Genomic DNA, 20,550 nt, shown 5'->3' on the forward strand with positions numbered 1-20,550 from the left:
TGTCCCTCTGACCCAATTGCTGTTCCTTCGTCTCTATGCAGCTTTCTTCTCAATGATTTCTTCTTGGACTTTCATTTTTTCAATGAAACTTCCGATAATGAGACCGAGTAAACCTGGAATGACCCAGCCAAAGCCGTTTGGTTGGAAAGGGACATGGGATAATAACGCTGACATGGAACCATTTAAAAAGGTGGTGTTGATGATTTCTACTAAGCTAAATAATCCAACAAAACCGATGGTCATGACATAAACAGACCGCTGATTATACGGTAAACGATCATGCAGCAGACCTAAAATGATTAAGGCAATCGCAATTGGATACATTAAACCAAGAATAGGAACAGATACTTTTAAAATTTGTGACAGACCAAGGTTAGCTACAAAGCCGCTGATTAAACATAAAATGATCGACGCTTTTATATATGATAGTTTTGGAAAAATACTCGAGAAATATTGCGCGCATGATGTAATTAGTCCAATACAAACGCTCAGACAGGCTAATGTAAAAATTAACCCTAACACAATCGATCCACTCTGCCCGAACAACTGCTGCAATACGGTACTTAAGACAATCGCTCCATTATCAACTTCTCCTGGAAGCGAAGAAGATGCCCCCAGGTACGCAATAATTAAGTAACACAAAGTTAAAAGCAGTCCGCAGATCAGTCCAAATATCGTTAAATATTTAACCTGCAATGCAGGTCTCGTGATGTTTTTATTTCTAAAAAGATTGATAAAAACAATTCCGTAAACTAAGGCTCCAATCGCATCCATGGTTTGATAGCCATCTAAAAACCCTTGTGAAATAGGATTCTCTTTATAAGATAAAGTGGCATCTGGAAAACTGGAAAGATCCGTAAATAACGCTTTGATAAACACAATAGTAATTAAAATTAATAAAGAAGGGGTTAATATTTTTCCAAAACGGTCTACTAATTTAGACGGCGATTTGGTGAACCAAAAGACAATACTAAAAAATACAATGGTATAAACCAAAAGTCCAATTGGTGACGACTCCATCGTATTTGGTAAAAAAGGCTTTACTCCCATTTCATATGCAAGGCTGCCTGCACGCGGAATAGCAAGTCCAGGTCCAATCGCGAGATAAATGGAAATTGGAAAAATCAGGGCAAAAATAGGATTCACCCGATTGACTAATGTGTCCAATGAACCAGATTTTGCAATTGCGATAATAGCTAGTACTGCAAGACCTGCATCTGAAATAATAAATCCTAGGATCGCTTGCCATACATTCTCGCCGGCAGTATGTCCCAAATAAGCTGGGAAAATTAAATTTCCTGCCCCGAACAGCATGGAAAATAACATAAAGCCAATAAACATAATTTCTCTTTTGGTCAATTTATTCAAACATTTCACCCCTGACTAATTTACTATATTAGAATAGTTTCATTCTATCAGATACCCTCTCAATTGCCTACAAAATTTAAAAACTACCAGTATGTGGGGCTAGGGTCGGGGGGACAGGCACCTCGACCCTGTCTTAGGGGTCAATGGACATAGTTCTGATGCTAATCTCTAAGCTACAACATCATTCTTCTCTATTATTTATCGTAAAAAGAGCCCTTTCTTACTGATTTTAGGTCGATGAACCTGTCCCTCTGTTCCTTTTATTTGTCATCATTCAAATATTTAAAAATATAATGTTGATTATGAGGAAGTTTCTAGTTTTACAAAGGAAATGGAGGATTGTAGTGAAAAAGAGGTTGATGGCCATATTGGCTTCTGTGACGATGGCTTTATCTTTCGCTATGCCGGCTTTCGCTGACACGCCAGAAGGGGATTCAAATAATTCATGTAAATACCAAGGGGACTTTTTTACCATTACAGGAGACAGCCAAGGTAATCAGTTTTTAAATGGATCACCAAAAACGTATACGGTGACTGTAATTCACCCTATAACGAAAAGGCCGATTCAAGATGAAATCATCAATGTTACTTTTTTGGAAAAAATAAATATTGCTCCAGGGACGCAAAAAAACATTTATGTGATTGACCAAGCGAATGGATTCGTGATTCCTTACCAGGCAAATGATGGTACGCAAAATGGCGTTGAAATTTTAACAGATGAAAACGGGACAGCTACCTTCACGATTTCAGGTGAAAATACTGCGGCTACTCCGATCGTTTTCTTTGATGGAAGTGGCCAGGAAGTGGATCCATCAGGAAATGGTGCACTTAGGGAAAGAAATGAGCGCTTTGAGAGTGAGCACGAATTGTGCGCTCAGGCAGATACAGTTTCATTTATCCAAGGTAAAGTCTTCCTAAGGGATTATAAATTAATTGATCCGCGGTATCGAATTCTACAGTATCCTACTGTTATTACTGGAGTTAATCAGGTGGTTAAGACCTATTAGATACGGGGACACACTTTTAATGGTGTGTAAAACAGTTTTCCATGAAATCACGTCTGGCAGCTAATCGTTTAAGCAAAAAGAGCTTTAAGCTCTTTTTTACTTTTCAATCATAAAAATAAAATTTGAAAATATGATTGTACTGCGTAACAAAGGAGGATGAATCGATGAAAATTTCTCAAATCAAGGTTCTAGATAAAGAAAAACATGTGAATGCATGGTTACGGGAATATGACGGTAAGGTAGAAATCGTAAACATATCTATGACTGCATCTATAGATGGCTTTGGTACGGAGGTTTATTATTTGATTCATTATCGCATTGACGAGGAAGAAATAGTTTGACGAAGAACCGCTGGAACGGAGGGGACATGGAACGGAGGGGACAGGCACCTTGACCCAGGGTCGCGGTGCCTGTCCCCGCGACCCACCCGCGGCCCACAAATGTCAACGGAGCCGTTGTATCACACTTTTTGATATTCCCGTGACTCTGGCTATCTGGCTTAAGCTAACATGGTTCAACCTTCTCAGTTCTTCTAGTATGGCATCTCTATCGTTTTTCTTCATTTGCCGGAGTATGTTGCCATTATTCACACCTAATTGACGCAAATGCGCCATTACTTCATCATCCGTTATTCTTATTTTCACCATGTCTTCTAAACATTGATCATCATTAGACTGTTGCATGAAGTCTTTATACATTGTAATGGCCTCACTCCTATCAGAAGAAAACAAATTCAGTCCAAAATCAATGTCCACTAGAGTATCAGGATGGATATACTGATTTGCACTCGTCCAAGTACTCTCAAATACGTCGCTAGCCAGCCCGGCTTTCATCGGGTTTTGATGTATATAGCGAAGGACGGTTAAAAAATAAGCTCGATCTTCAACATTTTCACTTTTATAACGGTCTTGAAACAGGTGCCCAATTCGATTATATTTCGTATTGTACCAATATACATAGCTCGAGCTAATCCGCTTGATCGCTTCCGAAAGGCCTTCCTCTGATTCCTTCATAAGCAAATGTATATGATTATTCATTAAACAGTAGCTGAATATCTGATACTTACTAATAGGTTTATATTTTCTTAACGTCCATACTAGTCTGCCCTTATCCTCATCATCTTTAAAAATAATTTGTCGGTTAACGCCTCTTATCATAACGTGATAGATTCCACTTCGACTTTTCAGCCTAGCTCTTCTTGGCATCTCTCTCACCTCAAACCCAAAATTATTGTTACTATCGTTTACAACAATCGTTTATAATCGTAATCGGGTAGTCCAAATACGTCTCAACAAATAAATCGTAATTTACTTCTATAAACATGTCAAAAATCGATTCTTTAAAATTGAAGGTGTTAAATGAAGGAATATTTCTATTTTTAGTGGAGAAAAAGCGGATTTACAAAATAAAGGCAGGTAAAAATTAAATTTTGGAGTAATTAAAAAAATTGTTGGGTCGAAGGGACAGGCACCGCGACCCCCACTGGGTCATGGTGCTGAGTCCCACTGACTCTCTCTATATTTTAAACTTTTTAATTAAATCATGTAATTCTTCCGCCATTCTAGTTAGGGAGGATGAGGATGCTGCGATTTCTTCCATGGCTGCTACTTGTTCTTCTGTGGAGGCGGACATGTTCTGGGTTCCATCTGCTATTTCCTCTGACACTTTAGCGACAACGGTCATGCTGCTTACCATATCATCTGCTCCAGCGGACAACTGATGAACGGCTGCTGTTACTTCTTGAATTTGAGAAGTAACCTCCTGTACCGCTTCTTCAATCTGTTTAAATGAATTTCCAGCCTCACGGATTAATTGGATTCCATCAGAGACTTTAATGGTCGTATCATCCATCGATTCAACTGTATTATCTGTATCCTTTTTAATTACGGATATCAGTGAAGAAATCTGACGAGCAGACTCAGAGGATTGCTCAGCTAACTTTCGGACTTCATCTGCTACAACGGCAAAACCTCGTCCATGTTCCCCTGCTCTCGCCGCCTCAATGGCTGCATTTAAGGCTAATAGATTGGTTTGATCAGCAATTCCTGTAATCACCCCAATAATCTCATTAATTTGGCCGGAGCGCTCTCCCAATGTTTTTACTTTTTGTGAGAGATGATTTACGGTCTCATTAATATCATCCATATGACAAATAATATTTGTTACGGATTGATTTCCATCAGCAGCCTTCTCTGATGCTTGGACAGATGTTTTTGAAACGATATCTGAATTAACCGCGATTTGCGTGACAAGAGAAGTTAAATCATAGATCGTTTGATCTGTTTCATTCAAACTTTGAACCTGTCTATCCGTTCCAACCGCAACCTCTTGAACCGTTGCAGCAATGAGTTCAGTAGCTTTTGTTGTTTCTTCAGAACTTGCCGATAACTGCTCCGATGCTGCCGCCACCTGCTCCGCATTCATCGATACCTGTCTAATTAATTCTCTTAAATTCCCAATCATTTGGTTAAAAGAAGAAGCCATTTCACCTAATTCATCCCGCGACTTAATCATTATTTCCTGCGTAAGATCAGCCTCACCTTCCGCAATTTCCTTCAAACGTGCATTCATGATTCGAATTGGACGATTGATGGAGCGGATAATTAAAGAAGAAATGAAAATCCCACAGATAATGGATAATAGAACCGTTGCAAATAAAACAGCTGAGCTAATTTTTTTCGTTTCTTCCAGCGATTTTGTTTTTTCATTAATCGCTTCATTTACTTTTAAAATAAAATTCTCAACGCTTGGATCAACTAACCCTTTTCGAATCGTTCTCTGCTCTTCCATATGTAACGCCAGAGCCTCTTCTTCATTCCCATTATGATACGCATCCGCCATTTTTTGATTGGCTTCAAAATACGTTTGTAAGTTCGTTTCTAGTTCATCTAGCGCCTTTTTATCTTGATTGTCCAGTGGTATTTTTTTTACTTCTGAAATATATTGCTTGATCTCTTCTTTTTTATCCTCGATCTCAGCAGTAAATTCATCATTACCAGTAAGAAGAAACGCTCTCTCGTCATTGGAAATTCCCGTAAAACGGTACTCCATTGATTTCATCGTTAATTGTAAGCCTTGAAGTTCTCTAATTACACGTTCTGCGTTACCTGTTACATTCGATTGCAAAATAGCTAAAAATCCTGAAATCAAAATACCAGCCACTAATAAAGAAACTAGTAAAATCAGCTTTGTTTTAATCTTCATAAATACCCTCCCGTTGGGTTGCAGGGACAGGCACCTCGACCCTAGGCCGAAGTGCCTGTCTCTCATATCTTATTATATTTTACAATAATATATCCTTCTTGTGTGTTTTATGATTGAACATTCTGGTTGAATAATGAGAACCAAGGCACCGTATAGCGTCGAGGTGTCTATGACCCTAGTTCCTTTCGCAAAATTGTCAAAGTTAAGCCGATTTATTATATGGAAAAACACAAAACGGGTCACAGGGACAGGCACCTGATATGAACGAAACAGTCAAGCGTCCCACTCAATAACATTTTTTATTATATTTTTGACCAACTTTAAGAAGAGAAGCTATTTTCGGCTTCTTTTCTTTTTGGTTATAAATGAGCCTTTACAGGCTAGGGAATCTTCTTCTCAACCTAATAGCCACCCCTCAATTCATAGAATAGTTGTCAAGTGCTTTCCTTGACGACTACTCTATGAATTGAGACACTGTGTTAGGTTGGGAAGTAGAAACAATTTCCTCCTTTTCGTATTATAAATAGAAGTTAAGAACACGGCACGAAGGCAAAAATCTCTACTGCGGTTAGCACTCTGATATTCGTGGGTTTTCACATTTTATCTTTCCGTATAAAGGACTTTCCACTAACTCGACACGTACATTAGTCTATTTAGACACGGTACAGAGGTACCACGTGGATGATCCTTTCCGGTATTTTTCTTTGCCTTCGAGCCCTGTTCTCAGGAATCTATTTCTCTTTCTAATTTTTTCTTACGAATCTTTTGGTATTAATAGATTTTTTTTAAACCTCAGCTAGATTCTCCACTTCTTGAGTAATTGCCCAAATAAATCCTGCTAATTCTCTTGCTACTGCTGTTACTGCTTTTCCACCTGATTTCCCTCTTGATAAAAGGCGAAAATACTTTTTATGGAGACGATTTTGTGCTTTCCAAGAAATTGCTTGAATACTAGCTGGTTGTCCTTCTTGTCTTCTTTTTAATTCTCCTTTTACGGCAGGTTGATAACGGTAACTCCATGCAGATTCAATTAATAAACGACGAACATGACGGTTCCCAGTTTTTGTAATATTCCCTTGTCTCCTACTATCTCCACTAGAATGTTCACTTGGAATAAGTCCTACATAAGACATAAAGTGTTTGGCCGAAATAAATCTTCTAAATGAACCGATTTCAGCGACCAAGCTTGTTGCGGTTATAATAGCTACTCCTCTTAAAGCTTGAAGTGCTTGTATCATTGGGGCATGAACACCTTCAGTTGCCTGTACCTGTATTTCTTCTTCTAACCGTTTAATTCTTTGTTCAATTTCATAGAGGTGATGAAGATATTCTTTAAAGACAGTCTTCGATGATGAATGTTCAAATTTTAATGTATTTAACCATTCGCGATATTTATGGGTCCAATTTTTAACTCCTTTCGGAGCTCGAATATTATGCCGTAGTAAAAATTTAGTTAATCGATGCTTCGCTCTTAATTCATCCTCTTTAGCATCTTCACGTGCTCGCACTAAATCCCGTAGAATTTCATCTTCTTCAGTTGGTACATATATTGAAGTTAATTCACCTGAACGGAAAAGCTGGGCAAGCCGAATAGAATCCCTACGATCTGTTTTAATACGTTCACCCGGCTTTTTAGGAATTAGAGATGGTGCGATCACTGCGCAATAAATACCCATACTTAGAAACAATCTGTATAATCCATAGCCTGATGAACCAGCTTCATAACAAACTCGAAGAGTTGCAGGATCACCAAGTTTATTAACTAATTTTTTTATATCTTCCACTTTATGGGGAATGACTCCCCAATATCGTGGTTCTCCACGACCTTCTTCTGCAATGGCAACAGCTATTTTTTCCTTATGCACGTCTAAACCAACGTATTTTATGGTATCCTTCATAATAACTAGCTCCTATTCGTATTGTGGCTCTGATTTGGTTTGTTTTTCACAGTAAACATTCTTACCAAATTAACCTACGTTGTTACGAGTAAGGAGCTAGTTTCGTTCATGATAACTCGACCCACTTTTAACCAAACTAACCCAACGCAAAGTCCTTCTAATAAATAAAAAAACCAGGTCCTATCAGCAAAAATTGATGGGACCTGGTTTTTTATTTGGTTGTTCAAACTGATTCGCAGGACCTTTCCTCCAATTCAGCAATCAGACTGGGTCACGGTGCCTGTCCCCTCGACCCAATTTCAGCAATCAGGCTGGGTCGCGGTGCCTGTCCCCCTGTTCCATCTTGCAAGTTTCTACTTTTTTAGACATAATAATTAGAATAGTGTAGAAATATATACGATTGCAGGAAGGAAGTACTAGAATGGGGTTTGGCATCAATGAATAAAAGAACGAGTTCCATTAGGGGGATGATCAGTATTTCGTTTATCATCCTAATGGTAAGTACACTTCTGACCATAGGGTATATTATCTTTTCGAATTGGAAGGAATCGTCGGAAAACATTATTTTAAAAATGGAAAACGCCTCGAGTAGAGATATCCAGAAAAAGATTGAAGAACTAATTTACCTTCCCTATTCGATGAATGCGATGAATCATAATGTAATTGAAAATGGGATTGTCGATATGAATAATAAGGCCGAACGAGATGTCTTTTTTACCAGTATTATGGAATCTAGCAATGAGAATATCTATAGCATCAGCTATGGTTTAGAAAACGGCGATTATTACGGTGCGCGCAGAACCGAAAATGGTAACATCCAACTCTATCGAAGCAATGCTGAAACAAACGGACATTCTTTATATTACTCGATAACGGAGGATTTGACGGAAGGACAGTTTGTCGAGGACTTTGGAGAATTTGATCCCCGTACAAGACTATGGTATCAAATGACCAAAGAAGCGGGGAGGCCGATTTTTTCTCCATTGTACAAGCATTTTATTAAGGATGATCTTGTCCTTACCTCTGCCTATCCGATTTATAATCATGACGGTCAATTTCAAGGCGTACTCGGGACACGGATTACTCTTTCTAGTCTAAACGGCTATTTGAAAGAACTCGTAGCCGATCGGGCTGCAACAGCTTATGTGATTGAAAGAAACACGGGTGAATTAGTGGCAAATTCACTTGATATTCAATCCTTTCAATCTCTTTCTGACGGCACGCTTAAAAGAATTTCAATCGACAGCCTTGAAGACAAAAACGTCCTAGAAGCCTATGAACATTATAAAAATACAGGCGAAACAAAAGTGGTCAAAAAAACAGACGATGGGAACCTTCATATTAAACTAACAGAGTATAAAAAAGACGGAATTGATTGGTTGATCATTACCTCGATCCCAGATAATCAGTTAACAGCCCAAATTAATAAAAACATTCAAGCAGCGATCGTCTTATCCATCATGGCGATGTTTCTTTCAATCATTATCTATAAAAAAGTAACAGATGTTATTTTAACACCTATACACAACTTAATCTGGTCTGCTGAACAATTCTCACAAGGTGCTCTTCTACACAGGGCCAAAATCTACAAGAATGATGAAATCGGGAAGCTGTCCCATGTTTTTAATAACATGGCCGAGCAATTATATAAACATATTAATCATCTAGAAGAAAAGGTAAAAGAACGAACAACCGAAATCGAAAAAGCAAACAGGGAGTTAAACGCGGCAAAAATAGAAGCCGACAAAGCCAATAAAGCCAAAAGTGAATTTTTAGCCAATATGAGCCACGAAATTCGGACACCGTTAAATGCAGTTATTGGTTTAAGCGATCTGCTGCAGGATACGATTAAGGACGAACAACAGCAAAACTATGTCAAAACGATTAATAGTGCTGGGAATAGTTTGCTGCTGATTATTAACGATATTCTCGACCTTTCAAAAATTGAAGCTGGAAAAATGGAAGTACAGTATAAGCCGATCAAGCTTCAAACGATATTTAAAGAAATTGAAATGATCTTCATGCAAGAGGTCAACAGAAAAGAAATTCGTTTATTTGTAGACTTTCCAAATGACATTCCTGAAATCATCCTGTTGGACGAAGTCAGAATGCGGCAAATTTTATTAAATATTGTCGGGAATGCTGTGAAGTTTACAGAGAAAGGGTATGTAAAACTATCCATAAAAGCCATTCCATCTAAAACGGGCAACAAACACTCTGTCGACCTGCGCCTATCTGTTCAAGATACAGGCATCGGTATTCCTGAAACGGAAAGGGAAAGAATATTTGAAGCTTTTACGCAAATTTCAGGACAAAGTATTAAAAAATATGGAGGCACCGGTCTCGGGCTTTCTATTACACAAAAATTAGTAGAATTGATGAACGGGAACATCTCGGTTGAGAGTGAAGTTGGCAAAGGCAGCGTGTTTCATATTGAATTTAAGAATGTCGAAATTGCCACGGATGTTGGATCAGAGTCAAAAGAAGCTGCATACCCTTCTGTTTTGAAACACCAGTATGCAAATACAACCATACTTGTCGTGGATGACATGGAGACGAATCGCTTTTTATTAAAAGAATACCTGTCAAAAGCCGGAATTCGTGTCCTGCTGGCGCAAAATGGAGCAGAAGCACTTCAAGTGTGCAAGTCAGAAGAACCTGATTTAATCATTACAGACCTGTGTATGCCGATGATCGATGGGGTTGAGCTCTCGATGAAACTACGAGAAAACCATCTGACAGCTCATATTCCAGTCATCGCGATAAGCGCTGATCTGCCAAAGGACCATCCATTTGATGGATCTCTCACGAAGCCTGTAACAAGCACCCAGCTATTCGGTGAAATTGCACCCTTCATTCAAAAAGGAGTTGTCGAGCATGACGCAAGTGTTCCTGATCATCAGGAGAAAAGCATCACGCAAGACACCATCACACCTGAAGTATTAGCTGATATTAGGAATCAAATAAATCCGTTATTAAAAAGATTAGAAACCTCCCTCATTATCAGCACGGTAAAAAGGTTAGCCCAGCTGCTAGTCACATTAGGGGAAAAACACCAATTGGAGCTGCTGATAACCAAAGGAAAAGAACTCATGAATCATGCAGAATGCTACGATATTGTTCACATTAAGTTAGCACTAAAACAGATTGAAAAAATACTAGTAAAGGATCATTAATAAATGGAAAATAGAGGTAATAATCTAGTATTAATCGTTGATGATAACCCAAATAATATTAAAGTGTTAGCCACGATCATGGCGGAGTGCGGGTATGAGCTTGGGATTGCCCAGAAGGCCCATGAAGTGTATCAATTTCTTGAAGAAAACATACCAGAGCTCATTTTATTGGACGTTGAGATGCCTGACATCGACGGCTATGAAGTATGCGGAACGCTTCAAGCGGACCCGAAATATAAAGAAATTCCCATCATCTTTTTAACGGTAAAAAGCGAAACAGAAGATATTGTAAAAGGGTTTGAGCTGGGAGCCGTAGATTATATCACGAAGCCTTTTAACAGAAGAGAGCTAATTTCGAGGGTACGGACCCATATATCCCTTAAACGGTCAAAGGATGAATTGGCCCAGAAGAATCAGGAGCTCGAACAGGTTTTACAGGCTAGGAAAAAGCTGGAGGAAGAAAAGGACTTATTAACGCAGAAGCTGCTTCAACACCATGACCTCCTCGAAAAAACTGTTAAGGAGCGGACAAAAGAACTAGCAGCCGCTAATGAGAAGATCAGCAGAATCATCCATAGTATTACAGACGGATTCGCTGCATTGGATAAAAATTGGAACTATATTTATGTCAATGATCATCACGTTTTTCCTGAGTATCTAACAGCAAAGGATGTAATAGGAAAAAACGTGTGGAGTATTTTTCCAAATGCAGTGGATACGTTTTTGTACCAGGAATTCCATCGCGCCATGACAGAAAGGATTGCGGTCCACTTCGAATCCCCTTCCTATCATGATGATTCATGGTTTGCCGTAAATGTTTACCCGTTTGAAGACGGGATCTGCTGTTTTGTTAGGGATATAACTGAAAAGAAAAAATATGAACAGGAAATGAAACGTTTATCAGGACTAGAGTTAATTGGACAAATGGCAGCAGGAATCAGCCATGAAATCCGCAATCCTATGACCACAGTACGCGGATTTTTACAGCTATTAAATGAAAAAAATGAGTTTGGGCAGTTTACTGATTACTTTACACTCATGATCGATGAACTAGACCGTGCGAATGCCATTATTTCAGAATTTCTTTCCATGGGTACGATCAAGACAACCAATCTGGAGAGATTAAATTTAAATTCAATACTATATGATCTAAGTCCTTTACTACATGCGAATGCAAGTAATCAAAATAAAGAAATAATAATGGAAACGAGTGAGATTCCTAGTTTACTATTGAACCGGAATGAAATGCGTCAATTAATCCTGAATCTTTACCGTAATGGCCTAGAAGCCATGGAACCTGGAAAAGAGCTGACAATCAGAACCTACATGGAAAAAGAACAGGTGGTCCTCTCCATCCAGGACCAAGGAGAAGGAATTAAACCAGAAGTGTTAGAAAAATTAGGCACTCCTTTCTTCTCAACAAAAGATAACGGGACCGGATTGGGCCTCGGCGTCTGCTTCGCCATTGCCGCCCGCCACCATGCCACAATCGACATCCAAACCGGAGAAACAGGAACAACCTTCCTCATCAAATTTCCCGGGTCGGAGGGACAGCGGGTCGGGGGGACAGGCACTACGACCCACTTGTCTTCATTTAATACAATAGGTAGTTAAGCTGCCTTATCATAATCTAGCCCCACTAAAGGTACATGTGGGGCTTTTACCTAATTAAGGTTTTAGCTCCTAGTCCTCGTTCCTCTAATTGACCAAGATTCCTAGTTTATTTTCTTTTTAAATACTTTTCGTTAATGATAAGAACTTTTCCGTTCGCAGCTTTTACATATTTTCGATTAATGAATTTATATTTTTCAAATGCAAAATGTCCAAAAATGTAAATTGGCAGGATCATGATCAAGTGAATAACTAGTTGCCGTATCAAGGCGAATTCATTTCCCATGATATAAATCGTCGTAACAGCATGTGCCGCGAGGGTTGTCATTAAGATAATTACCACATTACAAATATGAAAAACAACAACATCCTTTTTTTCGCCAAACATTCGCTCTAGTTCAGATTTAAAATAAAGCGTGATAAATACTGTTATTACAATTACAAAAAAGGAAATCACATATGCAAGAACAGTGTCCATTTGTTAAACCTCCGCTCTTATTATTCCCCTTGATTCTCACCATCGCATTTCCACATATGTGTTAAACCACCTGTAACAAAAAAAGCCGCTAAGGGCTTCTTTTTTCACTCTTTTTAAGGAAGATACTTTATTTTATCTTCAATAATTGTTCTTTCTTTTGGCTGGTTAATTTCCTCTGGATACCCCACACCAAATACACCGATGACATCATAATCATCTGGAACACCTAGAATGTCACGCTTTTGCTGATTATTTCCCATTGATGACCAGAAAGTTCCAACCCCTTCTGCCCATGCGGCTAAGTTAAAATTTTGTACAAAGCATGCTGTAGCCAGAACATTCTCATAGGTTTCAGCTTCTGTGGCACCGTGCTTAGATAAAACAGCAAGTACAACAGGGGCATTCCAGAAATCAGATTTGTGGTTTAACTGTGCTCTTGTCTCCGGACCAACCAAGTAAACTTCCCAAGGTTCAGTCATTCTATGATTGGGAGCCATTGTACCGGCCTGCAGCCATTTGTTGATCTGCTCCATATCGACTGGATCTGATTTGAAGTTCTTTATATTGCGTCGTGAATAAATGATATCTAAGATATCCATAGTAATTCCTCCCCTTTAGTGCTATGTTATTAACAACTGTATACAATCGTATACAAGAAGTCAAATAAATTGTCTGATTACTTATTAAATTACCACCAACATAATAAAACCTTTGGAGATACTCACAACTCCAAAGGTCTTCACAAAGAGAAGATACCAATACCAACTAGGACTCAAGAACGTAGCGCCTATCCCTGCGTTCTGGGGACAGGCACCTTGTCCCAAAGTGCCTGCCACTATGTTCCTCAAAAATTATCATTGTAATCATAGCGAAATCCGTCTTTTTGGGCAGGGGCCTGCCCTTCCATTTGCGAATTGCCGGTTTTATTTTGTAAAGCCTGCGCCTTACCGTTTATTTTATTCGTTTGCTGCTTTTTATTTGTTTTCAAAGAAAAAACCTCCTATCAATTTATCTCACCTATTATCCCTGGAAAGTCCGCTAATTATTCGATTAATGGTATAGATGTGGTACAGAGGGACAGGCACCGCGACCCAGTTTGAAAATATGAACAAATCAAAAGGACAGGTTCCACGTCCGTACGGTATTACATAATCGTACGAAAGTGGAACCTGTCCCTTTTCCTTATTTTACATATTGCATCAGTGTTTCCGGGTCAAAGCCAAGGACCCAATGACCATTTACTTTTGTCTGCGGTACGCCCATTTGTCCAGTTTCCTTGACAAGCTTTTGGGCAGCGACTTGATCTGTCTGCACATTTACTTCATTATAGTTTAATCCTTGTGATTCAAGAAACTGTTTCATCATTGTACAGTACGGACAAGTATTGGTTGAATATACCGTAATATCGTTCATTTTGCATGCCTCCCCATCTTTATACCCTAATAGGTATAGTAAAATATCCTGGCCATGCTGTCAATTATTCAGCCTTCCTTTGTAAAAAAAGAGAATTTTACTGGACTCAACTTATTTTTCCCTATGATTGATAAAAATTAATGCCAGAGTGGCTCTATCTGGCATTGTGTATGGGCACCACTCCCTTTTACCCCTTTGGATTGGGTCGCGGTGCCTGTCCCCCCGACCCATTAATAAGGATCGGCTTTTTGGCTTTTATTTACGGCATCTTTTGTTGCTTCATTCTGCGCTAATGATCCTTGGCCGCCATATTTTGATTTTCCTGCTTCACGTCCAGGGACTTTATTTTCCTGTTTCATTTCTTTCATGACCTTTTCGATTCCTTCTTTTACACGACGGCCATAGTCTTCATCGGCTTGTGTGAAGTGATCGATCATTGCATCTTGAATTCGTTTGTTACATACGGCAAGCGCTTCGGATAGATTTTTGATTAATTCTTCGCGCTCCCAGTCTTCAAAGCTGCGGTAGGTATGTCCCGCCTGCCCGTAGTTGTTCGGGCGATCAATCGGGGCACTCATTGCAGCAGCATTGTACATCGGCTGGTGTGGTGCACGGCCTTCGGTGCTAGCTTCCTTAAAGCCGCCGAGCATGGATGGTTCATAGTTAATATGTGGATTTTCTCCAGACTCTTTCGGATCACGGATATCCATTTGTCCGCGATGCTGGTTCGTGCGAACAGGTGCTTTCGGTGCGTTCACAGGCAATTTTAAATAATTCGCCCCGATCCGATAGCGCTGCGTATCAGAGTAAGAGAAGGTACGGCCCTGCAGCATTTTATCATCTGAAAAATCCATACCATCGACAAGAACCCCTGTACCAAAGGCAGCCTGCTCAATCTCCGCATGAAAATCGACTGGATTTCGGTCAAGAACCATCCGGCCCACCGGCAGCCATGGGAACTTTTCCTCCGGCCAGAGTTTTGTATCATCAAGCGGATCAAAATCGAGCTCAGGATGGTAATCATCTTCCATAATCTGGACAAAAAGCTCCCATTCTGGATAATCCCCGCGTTCAATCGCTTCATACAAATCCTGTGTCGCATGACCGACGTTTTTCGCTTGAATCTCGTTTGCCTCTTCTTGTGTTAAATTACGAATTCCTTGCTTCGGCTCCCAGTGATATTTTACCAGCACAGCCTCACCTTTGGCATTGACCCACTTATAGGTGTTGACACCGGAACCCTGCATGTGGCGGTAGGTTGCGGGAATGCCCCATGGAGAAAATAAAAATGTAATCATATGCGTTGCTTCTGGCGTTCGGGAAACGAAATCAAACATCCGCTCAGGATTCGGCACATTCGAAGCTGGGTCCGCCTTAAACGCATGAATCATATCAGGGAACTTCATCGCATCACGGATAAAGAAAATTTTCAGGTTGTTCCCAACGAGATCCCAGTTGCCATCGTGTTCTTTTCCCAGCACCTGAAAATACTTTCGCGCGCGTATACTTTTCTACTGGTTCATTTCCAACCTTTCCGTATGTTTCAAAATAACCAAAGGCTCCGGACCCTCGTGCGTGTACAACTCGTTCCGGTATCTCTTCACGGTCAAAGTGGGAAATTTTCTCAATGAAATGGTAATTCTCAAGTGTGGCCGGACCGCGATTTCCAATTGTACGTATATTTTGATTATCCGAAACAGGATGCCCCTGCCTTGTCGTTAACGTATCACGTTCCACGTCTTGTCCATTTGAAGCATTAACATTTTTATTCTCTTCCATAACGAAGCCCTCCTTAAACTATTCACTTCTTTCTTTTACCCATTAATGGAAAAATTATACTAACTTGGAACAGGGGGGACAGGCACCGCGACCCATTCGAACTAGAACTAGGGAAAAGGTCCACGCCTAAGTAAATAAAAGAGGACAGTGACCGTTTTTTTCTCTCCGAACAAGGATCTGTATCTTTCCTATGCTCGGATTGGATTGTGGGGCCTGTCCCTTTGTCTCACCGACTCCTGAACCATCTTTTTCTAAGCAGCCAAAAAAGGATACCTGCGGCTAGGATGCTGGCAGAAAGGTAAAAAATGATCTTCTGTGATCGAAAAGGATTCTGATTACTAGGTTCTTTTTCTTCTGCCTTTGAATGTAATAATTTCTTTTCACTATTAGCTTCGTTTTGTTTTGGGTCCTTTTTAGGAAAAATAGTGGAAAGATCAATCGTCTCGAATTCACTCGGATCGGTTGCTTTCTGTTTCTTTGTATCTGTAGAAGTCGAATTTGAGTTTACTTTAGTCTGTTCCTTTGATTCAGTGGTTGGTGTTGGGTCTGGTTTGGAGCTTGATTGTGATTCTGGTTGTTGTGGATTAGTTTCTGGGTTCGGTGTTGGTGCTGGATCTGGTGTTGGCGCGGGTTCTGGTGTTGGCGCAGGTTCTGGTGTTGGTGCAGGCTCTGGTGTTGGCGCAGGTTCTGGTGTTGGTGCAGGTTCTGGTGTTGGCGCAGGTTCTGGTGTTGGTGCAGGCTCTGGTGTTGGCGCAGGTTCTGGTGTTGGTGCGGGTTCTGGTGTTGGTGCGGGTTCTGGTGTTGGTGCGGGTTCTGGTGTTGGTGCGGGTTCTGGTGTTGGCGCAGGTTCTGGTGTAACTATCGGATTTGTAACTGCTGCATAAACTTGTTCAGTCCAACTATTTAACCCAATGTTTCCTAAAATTAACACCATAAATATCATGAAAAAATATAGACTTTTTATGGTGTATATTCTTAATTTCATACACAATTCCCCCGTTTTGATAATTGCATGAATCTTACAATAAAATTCTTCCCCTCCTATTCTGTTCTCGATTACATTATAAAAACGGCTCTTTCGTTATTTTAACAGAACACAGGAAACTAAACCACTTTGATGACCACAGGGACAGGTCTCGCTTAATGATCTATTTTTTTGAAATATCGATAAACCTTTTCAAGCTTTTTCTGCTGATTTCCTTTTGGGCCTTCCATATATCCAAATTCAAAGAACTTGACTTTCTTAATGCCGACAAAATTAAATAAGGCTCTTTTCATGAGAATTTTATGTGAATTGTTCAACCAGAAGAATGGATAATGAGTGGGCCCCTTCATGGTGGATACACATACAACGGACTTCCCTTTCAGAAGCCCCTCTGGGAAATATCCCTTCTTATCTTTATAGGCAAAATTGCTGGCAAATAATTGATCGATATATCCCAACAACATCGCGGGAGGTCTTCCCCACCAAATGGGATAGATAAAAACGATCTTGTCCGCCCACATAATTTGTTTTCTATATTTTTCAATTTCAGGGTCCTTATACATATCACGTCTTCTTTTTTCCTCGTTAAATACTAGCAGCGGATTAAAACCCTCTTCGTATAAATCTAATACCTGTATTTCCTTTATATTGGGATTTTCATTACTTCCTTTTATCACTTTTTGTAAAAAGGCATAATTTAAACTTTTATGATTTGGATATGTAAAAATGATTAGTAGATTCATAGCCCACCTCTTTATTATCATTTGATAACTAAATAGTAACACCATTCACATTAGTTATCAAATGATAATTGTAATTTGATAACAGATTTGTTATTTTGACTAAAAGAGGTGAGTGATTTTGGACAAAAGTGTGCTATTTTTAAAACTTGTTTCATTTACATCTTCTGTTCATCGTGTAAAAAATGAATTAACCATAAATGCGAAGCCCGCTTCTATTTCGCAGGTTCAATATAACATTCTTGAGCATATCGCCGTTAACCAACCTGTGACACCTAGTGAAATTAACGAATGTCAAAATATGTCCATGCCGAACACAAGTCGTGAACTTAGCAAGCTAAAGGAGAAAAACTTAATTGAAAAGATCCACGATGGCACGGATCGACGAAAGCAATATATTCGGCTTACACCAGAAGGAGAATCCCTAATGAAGGAAGCCTTTGCCACCATAGAATCCCGTTTTCTAAAGCGAATTGAACATGCCTCGCAAAAAGATCTAGAACATATCGAACACGCAATCGATATTCTTCAGAGCAAATTGTTTTAATGGATCGCAGGGACAGGTACCGCACCCAGGTGGAACGTTGGCACTGTTCCCCTGTTTTTCTCAACAGACTAAACACGTTGCCTAATCCGATATTTTTCATCCTGTCCCTATGCTTTGGGGCGCACTGTCCTCTTGACCTAATTAAAAAAGCTTACTTAAGAGTAAGCTTATCTTCCGATATAAACACTATCACATGTTCCAGGTTTTGGTTCATAATAACAATGATTTTTAAACTGACCAGAATGTGGTTGACCGTACCATGTTGGAGGGCATGGAGCGTATGGATTAAAATACCACAATGCATATTTCGCTGGGTGATCTCGCCAATACTCCAAATTCTGTCTGGCTAATCTTCTTTCAGAATCTCTTGCTCTTTGATAAAATACATTACCTTTTTGAACAGCTTCAAAGGAGAAATTTCCCCCTTGTACTTGAAAAATCACCTGATTAATGGTTCTCACATCTTTAAAATCTAAACAATCTGCATTCACACGATTTACAATGACATTCCCAACATATAACATTCCCTGTTTTCCTTCACCCTCGGCCTCTGCCCTCATCATCCTCGCCATTAAGTCCACATCCGAACTTCGGTAACTTACTCTTGCCATTTCTTCACCCCCGAAGTAAATAGTATGAAAAATAACCTGCATTCATGTAGACTTTTTAAATTAGACCGCGGGTGTTGGGTCGTGGGGACAGGCACCGCGACCCAATTTCACTCAACCAAACCCCTGGGTCACGGTGCCTGTCCCTGCGTTCCACTCCGACCCGGACAAATTGCACAATGTTTCGTACCTACATATCTTAGATTATTGAAAATTGTTGGAGGAGATGCTGTTGATTATTCATGTTGTTCGCAGTGGGGAAACACTTTGGCAAATTGCCAATCGTTATAATGTGAACATGAATTCGATAATTGACGTAAATGGGCTGCAAAAACCGAACCAGCTGTTGATTGGACAATCAATAGTGATTCCTGTTCCTGGTACATTCCACGTCATTCGATCCGGTGAAACCTTATGGTCAATTTCACAACAATATGGTGTATCTATCCAAACCATTGTTCAAGAAAATCAATTAACAGATCCAAATGTTTTATATCCAGGCACCACTATAAGAATCCCGTCAAGATTACACATCATTCAATCAGGGGAAACGTTATGGGAGATTGCCAACCGTTACGGAACGACTGTTCAAACCATCATTAACGAAAATCAAATCCAAAATCCAAATCTTATTTATCCCGGTATGCAGTTAAGAGTTCCGCCTCGGAAGCCGACGATTGAGGTAAATGCTTATACGTATCAAGGAGACGCGGCAGGTGCCCAGACGATTCATGAACTTGGCCCGCCGCTAACCTACCACAGCCCATTCGCTTACCTTATTAATGAAAAGGGAGATCTTTCTCCTGTAAAAGATGAGTTAATGATTCAAGCTGCTAAATCTGAAGGGGTTGTCCCGATGATGGCAATTACCAACTTCACCTCCACAGCAGCAGGATCTAATCTAGCTCATATTGTTTTATCTAGTCCGTCTTTACGCGAAAAAGTGATAACCAATATGCTTCGAATCATGGAGGAAAAGGGATACAAAGGGGTTAACATTGATTATGAAAATGTGCTTCCTGCTGATCGCGAATTCTACAATCAGTTCCTTCAGGAAACAGTAGACCGCCTGCATCCAAGAGGATATTTTGTCTCGACTGCAGTGGCACCTAAAACGAGCGCCACTCAATCTGGACTGTTGTATGAAGCCCATGATTATGAGGCCCACGGAAGGATTGTCGATTTTGTCGTTCTCATGACATATGAATGGGGTTACCGTCTTGGTCCGCCACAAGCCATCTCTCCAATCAATCAGATGAGACGAGTGGTCGAATATGCCCGTTCCGTTATGCCGGCAGAAAAAATATTCCTAGGGTTTCAGATATATGCAAGAGATTGGCTTCTCCCTCATGTAAAAGGTCAAGAGGCAGAAACTTTCAGCCCGCAGGAAGCTATTAATCGTGCCGTAAAATATGGTGCTGAGATACAATACGATCCTCTCTCCCAATCTCCATATTTCCGTTACGTAGATGAACAAGGTCGAGGACACGAAGTTTGGTTTGAAGACGCCCGAAGCGCTCAGGCAAAATTCAACCTAGCAAAAGAATTTAACCTCAGAGGAATCAGTTACTGGGCACTAGGTTACCCCTACCCGGCAAACTGGACCCTTTTAAGAGATAATTTTAATATTAGAAAATTATAGGGTCACGGAGAGGGTCACGGGGAGGGTCACGGGGAGGTCCCTCTTCCCGTGGTAGTATTTAATTTTAAGTGCCTTCCTTTATTTCTTAAGTATT

16 protein-coding genes and 2 pseudogenes are annotated in these 20,550 nt (G+C 40.0%); 7 read left to right on the top strand and 11 right to left on the bottom strand.

Annotated elements, in window-relative coordinates; translation table 11 throughout:
• Positions 1–33: 33 nt before the first annotated feature.
• Positions 34–1,368: a branched-chain amino acid transport system II carrier protein gene (gene brnQ, locus R4Z09_RS27830; protein ID WP_338449914.1), complete on the bottom strand. Its 1,335-nt coding sequence runs from the start codon at positions 1,366–1,368 to the stop codon at positions 34–36.
• 344 nt (positions 1,369–1,712) lie between these two features.
• Between brnQ and R4Z09_RS27835 the strand changes: the two genes are divergently transcribed.
• Complete coding sequence (locus R4Z09_RS27835; protein WP_338449915.1) at positions 1,713–2,375, top strand: hypothetical protein; 663 nt, start codon at positions 1,713–1,715, stop codon at positions 2,373–2,375.
• Positions 2,376–2,539: 164 nt separating this feature from the next.
• Entirely contained in the window at positions 2,540–2,716 is a 177-nt protein-coding gene (locus R4Z09_RS27840; RefSeq protein WP_338449916.1) for a hypothetical protein, read from the top strand.
• A gap of 102 nt (positions 2,717–2,818) precedes the next feature.
• On the opposite strand, the gene R4Z09_RS27845 is transcribed toward R4Z09_RS27840, so the two are convergent.
• The 3 genes from R4Z09_RS27845 to R4Z09_RS27855 form a co-directional block, all read right to left on the bottom strand.
• A complete protein-coding gene (locus tag R4Z09_RS27845; protein ID WP_338449917.1) occupies positions 2,819–3,580 on the bottom strand; it encodes a transposase in 762 nt (253 codons plus the stop codon).
• A 310-nt stretch (positions 3,581–3,890) separates the two neighbouring features.
• Positions 3,891–5,579 carry a methyl-accepting chemotaxis protein gene (locus R4Z09_RS27850; RefSeq protein WP_338449918.1) on the bottom strand — a complete coding sequence of 563 codons (1,689 nt, stop codon included), beginning with the start codon at positions 5,577–5,579 and terminating at the stop codon, positions 3,891–3,893.
• Between the two features lie 785 nt (positions 5,580–6,364).
• Complete coding sequence (locus tag R4Z09_RS27855) at positions 6,365–7,477, bottom strand: IS110 family transposase (protein ID WP_338449919.1); 1,113 nt, start codon at positions 7,475–7,477, stop codon at positions 6,365–6,367.
• Between the two features lie 437 nt (positions 7,478–7,914).
• On the opposite strand from R4Z09_RS27855, the gene R4Z09_RS27860 reads away from it, so the two are divergent.
• Both R4Z09_RS27860 and R4Z09_RS27865 read left to right on the top strand, forming a co-directional pair.
• Positions 7,915–10,653 (top strand): ATP-binding protein, encoded by a 2,739-nt coding sequence (locus R4Z09_RS27860; RefSeq protein ID WP_338449920.1) that lies wholly within the window; start codon positions 7,915–7,917, stop codon positions 10,651–10,653.
• A 39-nt stretch (positions 10,654–10,692) separates the two neighbouring features.
• Positions 10,693–12,267: pseudogene (locus R4Z09_RS27865) on the top strand (response regulator); the annotation flags it as partial.
• A 106-nt stretch (positions 12,268–12,373) separates the two neighbouring features.
• Here R4Z09_RS27865 and R4Z09_RS27870 read toward each other — a convergent pair.
• The 5 genes and pseudogenes from R4Z09_RS27870 to R4Z09_RS27890 form a co-directional block, all read right to left on the bottom strand.
• The gene (locus R4Z09_RS27870; protein ID WP_338449921.1) at positions 12,374–12,742 is read right to left on the bottom strand and encodes a hypothetical protein; all 369 of its coding nucleotides are present in this window, start codon (positions 12,740–12,742) and stop codon (positions 12,374–12,376) included.
• Between the two features lie 113 nt (positions 12,743–12,855).
• Positions 12,856–13,341: a nitroreductase gene (locus R4Z09_RS27875; RefSeq protein ID WP_338449922.1), complete on the bottom strand. Its 486-nt coding sequence runs from the start codon at positions 13,339–13,341 to the stop codon at positions 12,856–12,858.
• Between the two features lie 245 nt (positions 13,342–13,586).
• Positions 13,587–13,730, bottom strand: coding sequence for a hypothetical protein (locus tag R4Z09_RS27880; protein WP_338449923.1), 144 nt, complete (start codon positions 13,728–13,730; stop codon positions 13,587–13,589).
• 194 nt (positions 13,731–13,924) lie between these two features.
• Positions 13,925–14,155 carry a glutaredoxin family protein gene (locus R4Z09_RS27885; protein WP_338449924.1) on the bottom strand — a complete coding sequence of 77 codons (231 nt, stop codon included), beginning with the start codon at positions 14,153–14,155 and terminating at the stop codon, positions 13,925–13,927.
• 230 nt (positions 14,156–14,385) lie between these two features.
• Positions 14,386–15,934, bottom strand: a pseudogene (locus R4Z09_RS27890) (catalase).
• A 425-nt stretch (positions 15,935–16,359) separates the two neighbouring features.
• Between R4Z09_RS27890 and R4Z09_RS27895 the strand changes: the two are divergent.
• A complete protein-coding gene (locus R4Z09_RS27895) occupies positions 16,360–16,818 on the top strand; it encodes a hypothetical protein (protein WP_338449925.1) in 459 nt (152 codons plus the stop codon).
• Positions 16,819–17,074: 256 nt separating this feature from the next.
• On the opposite strand, the gene R4Z09_RS27900 is transcribed toward R4Z09_RS27895, so the two are convergent.
• Positions 17,075–17,662, bottom strand: a complete 588-nt coding sequence (locus R4Z09_RS27900; protein WP_338449926.1) for an NAD(P)H-dependent oxidoreductase — start codon at positions 17,660–17,662, stop codon at positions 17,075–17,077.
• Positions 17,663–17,780: 118 nt separating this feature from the next.
• Here R4Z09_RS27900 and R4Z09_RS27905 point away from each other — a divergent pair, with 118 nt between their 5' ends.
• The gene (locus R4Z09_RS27905) at positions 17,781–18,206 is read left to right on the top strand and encodes a MarR family winged helix-turn-helix transcriptional regulator (protein WP_422392223.1); all 426 of its coding nucleotides are present in this window, start codon (positions 17,781–17,783) and stop codon (positions 18,204–18,206) included.
• A 167-nt stretch (positions 18,207–18,373) separates the two neighbouring features.
• Here R4Z09_RS27905 and R4Z09_RS27910 read toward each other — a convergent pair whose 3' ends face one another.
• Entirely contained in the window at positions 18,374–18,817 is a 444-nt protein-coding gene (locus R4Z09_RS27910; RefSeq protein WP_338449928.1) for a cell wall hydrolase, read from the bottom strand.
• A gap of 229 nt (positions 18,818–19,046) precedes the next feature.
• Here R4Z09_RS27910 and R4Z09_RS27915 point away from each other — a divergent pair, with 229 nt between their 5' ends.
• Complete coding sequence (locus tag R4Z09_RS27915; RefSeq protein ID WP_338449929.1) at positions 19,047–20,456, top strand: LysM peptidoglycan-binding domain-containing protein; 1,410 nt, start codon at positions 19,047–19,049, stop codon at positions 20,454–20,456.
• Positions 20,457–20,550: the final 94 nt, after the last annotated feature.

The organism is Niallia oryzisoli, assembly GCF_036670025.1.
Lineage (GTDB): Bacteria > Bacillota > Bacilli > Bacillales > Cytobacillaceae > Bacillus_BD > Bacillus_BD oryzisoli.

What these genes read in the sequence shown, in the direction of transcription:
- R4Z09_RS27850 (WP_338449918.1), bottom strand. Translation starts at nt 5,579, where the DNA reads ATGAAGATTAAAACAAAGCTGATTTTACTAGTTTCTTTATTAGTGGCT.
- R4Z09_RS27870 (WP_338449921.1), bottom strand. Translation starts at nt 12,742, where the DNA reads ATGGACACTGTTCTTGCATATGTGATTTCCTTTTTTGTAATTGTAATA.
- R4Z09_RS27840 (WP_338449916.1), top strand. Translation starts at nt 2,540, where the DNA reads ATGAAAATTTCTCAAATCAAGGTTCTAGATAAAGAAAAACATGTGAAT.
- R4Z09_RS27885 (WP_338449924.1), bottom strand. Translation starts at nt 14,155, where the DNA reads ATGAACGATATTACGGTATATTCAACCAATACTTGTCCGTACTGTACA.
- R4Z09_RS27860 (WP_338449920.1), top strand. Translation starts at nt 7,915, where the DNA reads ATGAATAAAAGAACGAGTTCCATTAGGGGGATGATCAGTATTTCGTTT.
- R4Z09_RS27845 (WP_338449917.1), bottom strand. Translation starts at nt 3,580, where the DNA reads ATGCCAAGAAGAGCTAGGCTGAAAAGTCGAAGTGGAATCTATCACGTT.
- R4Z09_RS27875 (WP_338449922.1), bottom strand. Translation starts at nt 13,341, where the DNA reads ATGGATATCTTAGATATCATTTATTCACGACGCAATATAAAGAACTTC.
- R4Z09_RS27910 (WP_338449928.1), bottom strand. Translation starts at nt 18,817, where the DNA reads ATGGCAAGAGTAAGTTACCGAAGTTCGGATGTGGACTTAATGGCGAGG.
- R4Z09_RS27855 (WP_338449919.1), bottom strand. Translation starts at nt 7,477, where the DNA reads ATGAAGGATACCATAAAATACGTTGGTTTAGACGTGCATAAGGAAAAA.
- R4Z09_RS27900 (WP_338449926.1), bottom strand. Translation starts at nt 17,662, where the DNA reads ATGAATCTACTAATCATTTTTACATATCCAAATCATAAAAGTTTAAAT.